10 protein-coding genes are annotated in these 9,185 nt (G+C 70.0%); 5 read left to right on the top strand and 5 right to left on the bottom strand.

Going from position 1 to position 9,185, the window contains the following annotated elements; genetic code table 11:
* Nucleotides 1–43: 43 nt before the first annotated feature.
* Both AOK16_RS15585 and AOK16_RS15580 read right to left on the bottom strand, forming a co-directional pair.
* On the bottom strand, nucleotides 44–277 hold the full coding sequence (locus tag AOK16_RS15585) for a hypothetical protein (RefSeq protein ID WP_055472841.1): 234 nt from the start codon (nucleotides 275–277) through the stop codon (nucleotides 44–46).
* 64 nt (nucleotides 278–341) lie between these two features.
* The gene (locus tag AOK16_RS15580) at nucleotides 342–1,352 is read right to left on the bottom strand and encodes a DEDDh family exonuclease (protein WP_055472844.1); all 1,011 of its coding nucleotides are present in this window, start codon (nucleotides 1,350–1,352) and stop codon (nucleotides 342–344) included.
* 321 nt (nucleotides 1,353–1,673) lie between these two features.
* On the opposite strand from AOK16_RS15580, the gene AOK16_RS15570 reads away from it, so the two are divergent.
* The gene (locus AOK16_RS15570) at nucleotides 1,674–2,513 is read left to right on the top strand and encodes a sterol desaturase family protein (protein WP_055472839.1); all 840 of its coding nucleotides are present in this window, start codon (nucleotides 1,674–1,676) and stop codon (nucleotides 2,511–2,513) included.
* 136 nt (nucleotides 2,514–2,649) lie between these two features.
* On the opposite strand, the gene AOK16_RS15565 is transcribed toward AOK16_RS15570, so the two are convergent.
* Nucleotides 2,650–4,203, bottom strand: coding sequence for a S8 family peptidase (locus AOK16_RS15565; protein ID WP_055472838.1), 1,554 nt, complete (start codon nucleotides 4,201–4,203; stop codon nucleotides 2,650–2,652).
* Between the two features lie 700 nt (nucleotides 4,204–4,903).
* On the opposite strand from AOK16_RS15565, the gene AOK16_RS15560 reads away from it, so the two are divergent.
* The 3 genes from AOK16_RS15560 to moaA all read left to right on the top strand — a co-directional run bounded on the left by AOK16_RS15560 (nucleotide 4,904) and on the right by moaA (nucleotide 8,016).
* Nucleotides 4,904–5,254, top strand: a complete 351-nt coding sequence (locus AOK16_RS15560) for a DUF485 domain-containing protein (RefSeq protein WP_055472837.1) — start codon at nucleotides 4,904–4,906, stop codon at nucleotides 5,252–5,254.
* Nucleotides 5,251–6,882, top strand: coding sequence for a solute symporter family protein (locus tag AOK16_RS15555; protein ID WP_055472836.1), 1,632 nt, complete (start codon nucleotides 5,251–5,253; stop codon nucleotides 6,880–6,882). The genes AOK16_RS15560 and AOK16_RS15555 overlap by 4 nt, the downstream gene beginning before the upstream one ends.
* 144 nt (nucleotides 6,883–7,026) lie before the next feature.
* A complete protein-coding gene (gene moaA, locus AOK16_RS15550) occupies nucleotides 7,027–8,016 on the top strand; it encodes a GTP 3',8-cyclase MoaA (RefSeq protein ID WP_055472835.1) in 990 nt (329 codons plus the stop codon).
* Nucleotides 8,017–8,110: 94 nt separating this feature from the next.
* Here moaA and AOK16_RS15545 read toward each other — a convergent pair whose 3' ends face one another.
* Together AOK16_RS15545 and AOK16_RS15540 are read right to left on the bottom strand one after the other, a co-directional pair.
* Nucleotides 8,111–8,335 carry a hypothetical protein gene (locus AOK16_RS15545; protein ID WP_055472843.1) on the bottom strand — a complete coding sequence of 75 codons (225 nt, stop codon included), beginning with the start codon at nucleotides 8,333–8,335 and terminating at the stop codon, nucleotides 8,111–8,113.
* A gap of 200 nt (nucleotides 8,336–8,535) precedes the next feature.
* Nucleotides 8,536–8,910: a DUF3099 domain-containing protein gene (locus AOK16_RS15540; protein ID WP_055472842.1), complete on the bottom strand. Its 375-nt coding sequence runs from the start codon at nucleotides 8,908–8,910 to the stop codon at nucleotides 8,536–8,538.
* 172 nt (nucleotides 8,911–9,082) lie between these two features.
* Here AOK16_RS15540 and AOK16_RS28375 point away from each other — a divergent pair.
* The coding region (locus AOK16_RS28375) for a GlsB/YeaQ/YmgE family stress response membrane protein (RefSeq protein ID WP_420865385.1) at nucleotides 9,083–9,185 on the top strand (103 nt) is incomplete at its 3' end.

The following is a 9,185-nucleotide window of genomic DNA, read 5'->3' as shown; positions in this document are numbered from 1 at the left end:
TCGGCGGGCGGGCCGTGCGCTCTCATACGTGGTCGACGCGCTCTCATACGTGGTCGACCAGGCCCACCTTCCCCTCGGCGCGGGCGCAGTGGGCACCGCAGTAGAAGTGGCCCTCGGCCTCCATGCCCTGCCCGATGATCTGGACCCGGCAGTGCTCGCAGATCGGGGCCATCCGGTGGATGGCGCAGGAGAAGCAGTCGAAGACGTGCACCTCGCCCTGCACGTGCACCTCGAAGCTCATGCCGTAGTCGTTGCCGCACACTTCGCAGTTCGCCATGCGCCACAGGGTGCGCGCGCCGCTCGCGGGAGGGGGTGCGGGCCTGGGGCGCGTCGTGCGCCGTTCACTCGGACGAGAGCGCCGGTGCCACGTCCTGGAGCAGTTGCATGAAGGCCGCCTCGTCGACTACCGGGGTGTTGAACGAGCGGGCCTTGACGTTCTTCGACGTGCCCGAGTCCGGGTCGTTGGTCACCAGCAGGCTCGTGAGCCGGGAGACGCTGGTGGCGATGTGCAGCCCCGCGTCGAAGGCCCGGTCCTCCAGCAGCTCACGGTCCACGCCGGTGTCGCCGGAGAACGCGACCCGCATGCCCTGGACGAGCCGGCCGCCCGGCTCGTACCGCCCCGGGTTGGGGTACGGGCAGGCGGGGCGCCTCCGGGCCGGGCGCCAGGAGTTCTGCCGGTAGCCGCCGTAGCCGCTCGGGTTGCCGCGCTGGCGGGCGAACGGGCGCGGGGTGTCCGACCATTCGGTGAGCGGCTGGCAGGCCAGCAGCGGCAACCGCAGCCCGGCGCCCGCGGCCAGGTGCAGGCTCGGACGGAACGCCTCGGCGAGCACGCGCGCGTCGTCCAGGGCGTGGTGCGCCTGCCGCTGGACCACGCCGTAGTGCGCGGCCAGCGTCTCCAACTTGTGGTTGGGCAGCGGCAGACCCAGCTCCTTGGACAGGGCGATGGTGCACAGCCGCTGGCGTACGGGCGCGGTGCGCTCGGCGCGCGCGTACTCGCGCGCGATCATCGACCAGTCGAAGACGGCGTTGTGCGCGACGAGCACCCGCCCTTCCAGGCGCTCGGCGAAGGCATCCGCGACCTCGGGGAACAGCGGGGCGCCGGCGAGCACTTCACGCGTCAGGCCGTGGATCCAGACCGGGCCCGGGTCGCGTTCGGGGTTCACCGGCGAGTACCAGTGGTCCTCGACCTCACCGCGCGCGTCGAGGCGGTAGACGGCCGCCGACACGATCCGGTCGTCCCGCGCGAGCCCGGTGGTCTCGACGTCCACCACCGCGTATCCCTCCGGATAACCGGCCGGCCACCCGGTCTGCTGGGGGAGGGGCGGAGCGGGTGCCGTGCGGTCTTCGAGCATGGTCACTGAGGATACGGGCGAGACGGGTGCGGTTCCGACCCGGGTTCAGTTCGTTCCGGTTCGTGGCTTCTTGAGGCCGCGTCGGACGAGCCGTTCCGGAGGGAAGGGCTCGGCGCGCTTGACGGGGACTTCGCCCCAGGTCGTTGATGGGGAGGTCGGCGAGCGGGGTGAGGTCGAACTGGCGGTGGTGGGGTGACAGCGGGTCAGCCACAGGCATCCGAGTTTCGCCTCCGCGAGGCCGCGCACTCGCTCGGCACGGCTCGCGTACTTGTGGGTAACGACCCCTAGTCGCGTCCCCGTCCGCAGCCTTATGTTGCGGGGATGCCGCAACTGCCCGATGTCGTGCTGTGGTCCATACCCGCGTTCGTCCTGCTCACCGTCCTGGAGATGGTGAGCTACCGCCTGCACCCCGACGAGGACGCGGCGGGCTACGAGACCAGGGACGCGGCGACGAGCGTCGCCATGGGACTCGGCAGCCTCGTCTTCGACGCGCTGTGGAAGATCCCGATCGTGGCGATCTACGCCGCGATCCACGAACTCACCCCGCTGCGCGTGCCGGTGCTGTGGTGGACGGTGCCGCTGACGCTGCTCGCCCAGGACTTCTTCTACTACTGGTCCCACCGCGGGCACCACGTCATCCGCGTCCTGTGGGCCTGCCACGTGGTGCACCACTCCAGCCGGAAGTTCAACCTCACCACCGCGCTGCGCCAGCCCTGGACCTCGCTCACGGTGTGGCCGTTCTACGTGCCGATGATCGCGCTCGGCGTGCACCCCGCGGCGCTCGCGTTCTGCTCCTCGGCCAACCTCGTGTATCAGTTCTGGATCCACACCGAGCGCATCGACAAGCTGCCGCGGCCCGTCGAGTTCGTCTTCAACACCCCCTCCCACCACCGCGTCCACCACGCCTCCCAAGGCGGTTACCTGGACCGGAACTTCGGGGGGATCCTGATCGTCTGGGACCGGCTGTTCCGCTCGTTCGTCCCCGAGACCGAGCGCCCGCTCTTCGGCCTCACCAAGAACATCTCCACGTACAACCCGCTCCGCGTGGCCACCCACGAGTACGCGGCCATCGCCCGCGAAGTGCGCGCCGCCCGCACCTGGAGCGAGCGCGCGGGCCGGGTCCTGCGCAGCCCCGGCTGGCAGCCGGACAGCGGGTCCTAAGAAGGGCCCCGAAACGTGAGGGGCCCTAGGAGCCGGTTCAACTTCCCGCCTCCTAGGACCCGTTCACCGTGCCAGGTCTTCTGGGACCTGGTCACCGCTTCACCGCATCAGGCCTCCTGGGGCCCGAGTCACGGCGTCACTGCGTGACGGCGTCCAGGGCGTCCGCGATGCCCGCCCCGTAGAAGCCGTTGTAGACCCTGCCGCCCTCGCACACCGCGTCGGCCGTGCCATCGCTGTCGATGTCGTACGGGTCCTCGCAGGCCTTCCTGTCGGCCTGCAGCTTGAGAAGGGCCTGGACCACTGCCGCGCCGGCTTTCGGGTGCTTGCTCTTGATGAGCGCCGCGACGCCCGCGACGTGCGGGGAGGCCATCGACGTACCGGCCATGTAGCCGTAGCCACCGCCCGGCAGCGGGCCCAGGATCAGGCCGCTGGTGGCGGGGGCCTGCGGCGGCTGGTACGCGGTGGAGTCGCCGCCGGGGGCCGCGATGTCGATCACGCCGAGACCGTGGTTGGAGAACGAGGACTTGAGCCCCTTGGCGCCGGTGGCCGCGACGGTGACGACACCCGGCAGCTGGGTCGGGATGTCGAAGCACTCGCGCGGGTCGACCTTGCGCTCGGCCGGGGTGGTGTCGTTGGGGCTCGACGGGTCGGTGATGGAGTTCGAGGCCAGGTCGTAGTTCTCGTTGCCCGCCGCCGCGACGTTCACCACACCCTTGCGCTCCGCGTACCGCGTGGCCCGGGTGATGGCCTCGACCAGGGCCTTCTGGTCGGGGTCGTCGGCGCAGTTGAAGTACCACGGGTCGGTGTAGTAGCTGTTGTTGGTCACGTCCACGCCGTGCTCGGCGGCCCATATGAAGCCGCAGACGACCGCCTCGGTGTAGAAGAACCCGGCCTCCGTGGACACCTTGATGCCGGAGACCTTCACGCCCGGGGCGACGCCCGTGACGCCGACCCCGTTCTTCGCGGCGGCGATCTCGCCCGCGACGTGCGTGCCGTGCGGGCTCTCCGCGGCGCTCGGCCGCCAGGCGCCGTCGGCCGTGTTCGGCTTGCCCGTCACGCAGTTGACCGAGGCCGCGCGGTCGAAGTTGGGCGCGAGGTCGGGGTGGGTGTCGTCCACGCCGGTGTCGATGACGGCGACCGTCACGTTCCTGCTGCCCAGTGTCTTCTCGTGCGCCTTGTCGGCCTTGATGGCCGGCAGGTCCCACTGGAGCGGCTGCAGCGGGTCCTCGCCCGCCTCCGCCCGCTGGGCGGCGGCCTCGGCCTGCTCGGCCGTGAGCACCTTCGGCGCGCCGAGGTCGGTCGTGGACTGCGCGGGCAGCGGCGCGGTGCGCGTCGCGCCCGCCGAGGCGACCCCTGACGCCTTGCGGATCTCCTGGGCGAAGCCCGCGTTCGCGGAGTGCACGACCACGACGCCGATCTGGCCGTACGCCTCCACGATCGTGCCGCCCGCCTTGGCTATCGCCTCGCGGACGGACGAAACGCCCTTGCCCTGGCGGAGGTTGACGACATAGCTGAGCTGTTCACCGTCAGTCGCGGCCGCGGCCGACGAGGACGGGGTGGTGGAACCGGTGCCGCCCTGGGGCGCGGCCGTGGCCGCGGAGGGCAGGAAGGCGAGCGCGGCCGTGAGGACCATGCTGGCGGGAAGGGCGATCGCGCGGCGCGAGCGTGCGGCGGCGGGGCGCGGCGTCATGAGGTCTCCACTTCGGTCAGGGGAGCCCCACATCTGGATCGGAGAGGAGCCATGGGTTCTCCACATCATCCGTGAGACCGCCCACGCACGGATGTGCGCATGGGCGGGTACATGACGTGGGAAGCTAGCGCCGATGCGGTGATCTGATCAATGGATTCCGACGAAAAGCCGGAATTCCCAGGCCTCTTGGCTGGAATCGCCCAAACATCCCTCTTGTCGGGACCACTTGCACGGGCCGACCGGTGCCCGCGGCCCGGCGTCGGCTCAGCGGCGGTTCGGCGCGCCCTCGACCCGTAGCGCCTCGATGCTCAACAGCGGCAGCGGAACCCGCGGCCCGTACCGGCCGGTTGCCCAGCGGCGGAGTTCGCCCCCTCCGGGGCTCGTTCGGGTGCCCGGCCCGATGCGCGGCTCGACCGGCGCCAGGGGCACAGGCCAGGGCAGTCGCACCATGCCGTACGGGCGGCGGCCCGGGGAGGGAGACGGAGGGTTCTGCGCATCGCTCACACCTCGTCAACGACCCGAAGAGCAGCGGGTGTCGGCCCCGATATGACGATTGCTGTGTTGTTCAACGACCCCCCTGTCGCCCGGCACCTGACAGGGCCTAACATTCCGAGTTCCGGGTGATGGGCGTGATTGTTGTCACCCCCACCTCATACAACCTTTCGTTCCGAACCACCGGTCGCATTCCACAGGAGATCCCGTGTACACCGATTCGACACCGCCAGGGGAGGGGACGTCGGGCACCGAGTCGTACCGCGAGGTGCAGGAGAGCCCCGAGTTCGGCGAACTGCGCCACGCGTACCGCTCGTTCGCCTTCCCCCTCACGGTGGCGTTCATCACCTGGTACTTGCTGTACGTCCTGCTGTCCAACTACGCGGGCGGCTTCATGGGCACCAAGGTGCTCGGCAACCTCAACATCGCCTTCGTCTTCGGCATCGCCCAGTTCCTCTCCACGTTCCTCATCGCGTGGTGGTACTCGCGTCACGCCGCCACCAAGCTCGACCCCCGGGCCGAGGCCATCAAGACCCGCTTGGAGGGTGACGCGTCATGAGCCCCTCGATCCAGTCGATACAGCTCGCCGCCGAAGGCGCCGGCGAGCACCGCCCGCTGATCATCACGCTCTTCTCCCTCTTCGTCGTCGCGACCCTCGCCATCACGGTGTGGGCGGGCCGGCAGACCAAGGGCACCGAGGACTTCTACGCGGGCGGGCGCCAGTTCAGCGGCTTCCAGAACGGCCTGGCCATCTCCGGCGACTACATGTCCGCGGCCTCCTTCCTCGGCATCGCGGGCGCCATCGCCATCGCCGGATACGACGGCTTCCTCTACTCCATCGGCTTCCTCGTCGCCTGGCTGGTGGCCCTGCTGCTGGTCGCCGAACCGCTGCGCAACTCCGGCCGGTTCACCATGGGCGACGTGCTCGCCTACCGCATGCGGCAGCGCCCGGTCCGCACCGCCGCGGGCACCTCCACCATCGTGGTGTCGATCTTCTATCTGCTGGCTCAGATGGCCGGCGCCGGCGCTCTGGTCTCACTGCTGCTCGGCATCACCAGTGAGACGGGCAAGATCCTCATCGTCGTCCTCGTCGGCATCGTGATGATCCTCTACGTGTCCATCGGCGGCATGAAGGGCACCACCTGGGTCCAGATGGTGAAGGCTGTCCTGCTGATCGCGGGCACACTCCTTATTACGTTCCTGGTGCTCTGGAAGTTCCACTTCAACGTCTCCGAACTCCTCGGCGCCGCAGCCGAGAAGAGCGGAAAGGGCGCCGCGTTCCTGGAGCCGGGCCTGAAGTACGGGGCCACCGCAACATCGAAGATCGACTTCATCTCGCTGGGCATCGCGCTCGTCCTGGGCACCGCGGGTCTCCCGCACATCCTGATCCGCTTCTACACCGTGCCCACGGCCCAGGCCGCCCGGAAGTCGGTGAACTGGGCGATCGGCATCATCGGCACCTTCTACCTGATGACCATCGCCCTGGGCTTCGGCGCCGCGGCGCTGCTCGACCCGGACACGATCACCACGTCCAACAAGGCCGGCAACACCGCGGCCCCGCTGCTCGCCCAGGAGATCGGCGGCGGCGCGGACTCGACCGGTGGCGCCATCCTGCTGGCCACCATCTCGGCGGTGGCCTTCGCGACGATCCTCGCCGTCGTCGCCGGCCTCACCCTCGCCTCCTCGTCCTCCTTCGCGCACGACCTCTACGTGAACGTCATCCGCAAGGGCCAGGCCACGGAGAAGGAGGAGGTGCGCGCCGCCCGCTGGGCGACCGTCTTCATCGGCGCGGCCGCGATCGTGCTCGGCGCCTTCGCGCGCGGACTCAACGTCGCCGGCCTGGTCGCGCTCGCCTTCGCGGTCGCGGCCTCGGCCAACCTGCCGACCATCCTCTACAGCCTGTTCTGGAAGCGGTTCACCACCCGGGGCGCGCTGTGGTCGATCTACGGCGGCCTCGTCTCGTCCGTGGTCCTGGTGCTCTTCTCGCCCGTCGTCTCGGGCAAGGAGACCTCGATGTTCCCCGGCGTGGACTTCCACTGGTTCCCGCTGGAGAACCCGGGCCTGATCTCCATCCCGCTCGGCTTCCTGCTGGGCTGGCTGGGCACCGTGGTGTCCAAGGAGGAGCCGGACGCCGGCAAGTACGCGGAGCTGGAGGTCCGTTCCCTCACCGGAACCGGCGCCCACTGACCGTACGCACGCGTGGCCGCGTCGCAGGACTCGTAGGGTCCTACGACGCGGCCTCGCCGCTCCTCGTGGTTTCCGGCCCGTGCTGATGTCAGAGGGGTCGCGTAGGCTCGAAACCGACTGCCGACGGATCGGGGAGGGGCCCGGGTGCTCATCGACACATACGGCCGGGTGGCCACCGACCTGCGCGTCTCGCTCACCGACCGCTGCAATCTGCGCTGCACCTACTGCATGCCCGAAGAGGGCCTGCAGTGGCTGGCCAAGCCCGACCTGCTCACCGACGACGAGATCGTCCGCCTGATCCGCGTCGCCGTCACCCAACTCGGCGTCGGCGAGGTCCGGTTCACCGGCGGCGAGCCCCTGCTGCGTCCCGGCCTCGTCTCCATCGTCGAGCGCTGCGCCGCCCTGGAGCCACGCCCCAGGATGTCGCTGACCACCAACGGCATCGGACTCCAGCGCACCGCCCGGGCCCTGAAGGACGCGGGCCTTGACCGGGTCAACGTCTCCCTCGACACCCTCCGCCCCGAGGTCTTCCAAACCCTCACCCGCCGCAAGCGCCACCAGGATGTCCTGGACGGGCTCGAAGCCGCCCGCGCCGCGGGCCTCGACCCGGTCAAGGTCAACGCCGTCCTGATGCCGGGACTCAACGACGACGAGGCCCCCGACCTGCTCGCCTGGGCCGTGCGCAACGGCTACGAACTGCGGTTCATCGAGCAGATGCCCCTCGACGCCCAGCACGGCTGGACCCGCGACGGCATGGTCACCGCCGGGGACATCCTGGCCACCCTGCGCACCCGCTTCGACCTCACCCCCGAAGGGGACGAGGTCCGCGGAGCCGCGCCCGCCGAGCGCTGGCTGGTCGATGGCGGCCCCGCCAGGGTCGGCGTGATCGCCTCCGTCACCCGTCCCTTCTGCCGCGCCTGCGACCGCACCCGGCTGACCGCCGACGGCCAGGTCCGTACGTGCCTGTTCGCGCGCGAGGAGTCCGACCTGCGGGGCGCGCTGCGGGCGGGGGAGCCGGACGAGGAGATAGCGCGGCTGTGGAAGCTGGCGATGTGGGGGAAGAAGGCCGGATCGGGTCTGGACGACCCGTCGTTCCTCCAGCCCGACCGCCCCATGTCGGCCATCGGCGGCTGATTCCCGCACCGCGCTTCTCGCACCAGGCCGCCCGCACAGGGTCTCGTACCGGCCCCCGTACCAGGCCGATCCGCGCCCGGCCGCCGGCCCGCGCTCAGCCTTCGCCGACGGTCTTCTCCCACTCCTCCAGTGCCACGACTTCCTTCAGGAACCCGCGCACACCAAGGAACTTGGAGAGGTGTTCGCGGTGCTCCTCGCAGGCCAGCCAGGTCTTCCGGCGCTCCGGAGTGTGGATCTTCGGGTTGTTCCAGGCCAGCACCCACACGGCGGCGGCACGACAGCCCTTGGCCGAGCAGATCGGCGTCGCTTCGTCATTCACGGCGTTCACGGCGACCAGTAAACATGGCGACGCCGGGCAGCCACGGGGGGAGCCGCCCGGCGTCGGTCCGTCGCTCCGACGGGGGATGCGGAGCGCGTACGAAGTATGTCATGGGGGACCCTGGCCGGGGCACTGGATCCGCACGATTGAACTGAGCTTTTCTTGAGCTTTGTAGACCGCAGAAGAGGCCCTTCCGGACATCAGCTCTGGTCACGTGCCTGCCGCTGCTCCAGGTCCTCGCCCGGGCCCGGCGCGTCTCCGGGTGTGTCATCCGTCGGGCCGCCGTGCAACATCGGTCGCACCGGTGTCGGAATGAAGGTCGAGGGGAGCGAAGGGGCGTTCTCCCGGCCCGCGTTGGCGATCACCACGGCGATGTACGGCAACACGAAGCCGAGCACCAGCGCCACGATCGCCACCGGCCGCTGGACATTCCACAGCCCCACGGCGAGCAGGAAGGAAAGCGTCCGCACGCCCATTGAGATCACGTACCGGCGCTGCCGTCCGCGCACGTCGTCGTCGAGCCCTGCCCGGGCCCCGGTGATCCGGAAGACCTCGGAGCCGTTGTGCTTCCGCATCACGTTCCACCACCTGCGATTCCGCCCCGGGTCCGCCCCGGCCCCGGACGTCTTCCACGGTACGCCGCGGGCCCCTCGCGGACGAGACCGGGGCCGCCCCGAAGTGCGGCCCGCCCCCTCCCGGCCGACACTGGCCGTCATCGCGCCCATCGCGCTGGACAAGGAGGCAGCAATGGGCTGGCTGTGGGCAATCATCGTGGGGCTCGTCCTGGGACTCATCGCCAAGGCGATCCTGCCCGGCAAGCAGAACATCCCGATCTGTTTGACGATCATCC

The sequence above is a fragment of the Streptomyces pathocidini genome (genome assembly GCF_001418495.1).
GTDB classification, from domain to species: Bacteria; Actinomycetota; Actinomycetes; order Streptomycetales; family Streptomycetaceae; genus Streptomyces; species Streptomyces pathocidini.
Note: the sequence above shows the minus strand (reverse complement) of the source record. Positions and strands in the feature narration are given on the sequence as shown.

What these genes read in the sequence shown, in the direction of transcription:
- AOK16_RS15585 (WP_055472841.1), bottom strand. Translation starts at nt 277, where the DNA reads ATGGCGAACTGCGAAGTGTGCGGCAACGACTACGGCATGAGCTTCGAG.
- AOK16_RS15580 (WP_055472844.1), bottom strand. Translation starts at nt 1,352, where the DNA reads ATGCTCGAAGACCGCACGGCACCCGCTCCGCCCCTCCCCCAGCAGACC.
- AOK16_RS15570 (WP_055472839.1), top strand. Translation starts at nt 1,674, where the DNA reads ATGCCGCAACTGCCCGATGTCGTGCTGTGGTCCATACCCGCGTTCGTC.
- AOK16_RS15565 (WP_055472838.1), bottom strand. Translation starts at nt 4,203, where the DNA reads ATGACGCCGCGCCCCGCCGCCGCACGCTCGCGCCGCGCGATCGCCCTT.
- AOK16_RS15555 (WP_055472836.1), top strand. Translation starts at nt 5,251, where the DNA reads ATGAGCCCCTCGATCCAGTCGATACAGCTCGCCGCCGAAGGCGCCGGC.
- AOK16_RS15540 (WP_055472842.1), bottom strand. Translation starts at nt 8,910, where the DNA reads ATGCGGAAGCACAACGGCTCCGAGGTCTTCCGGATCACCGGGGCCCGG.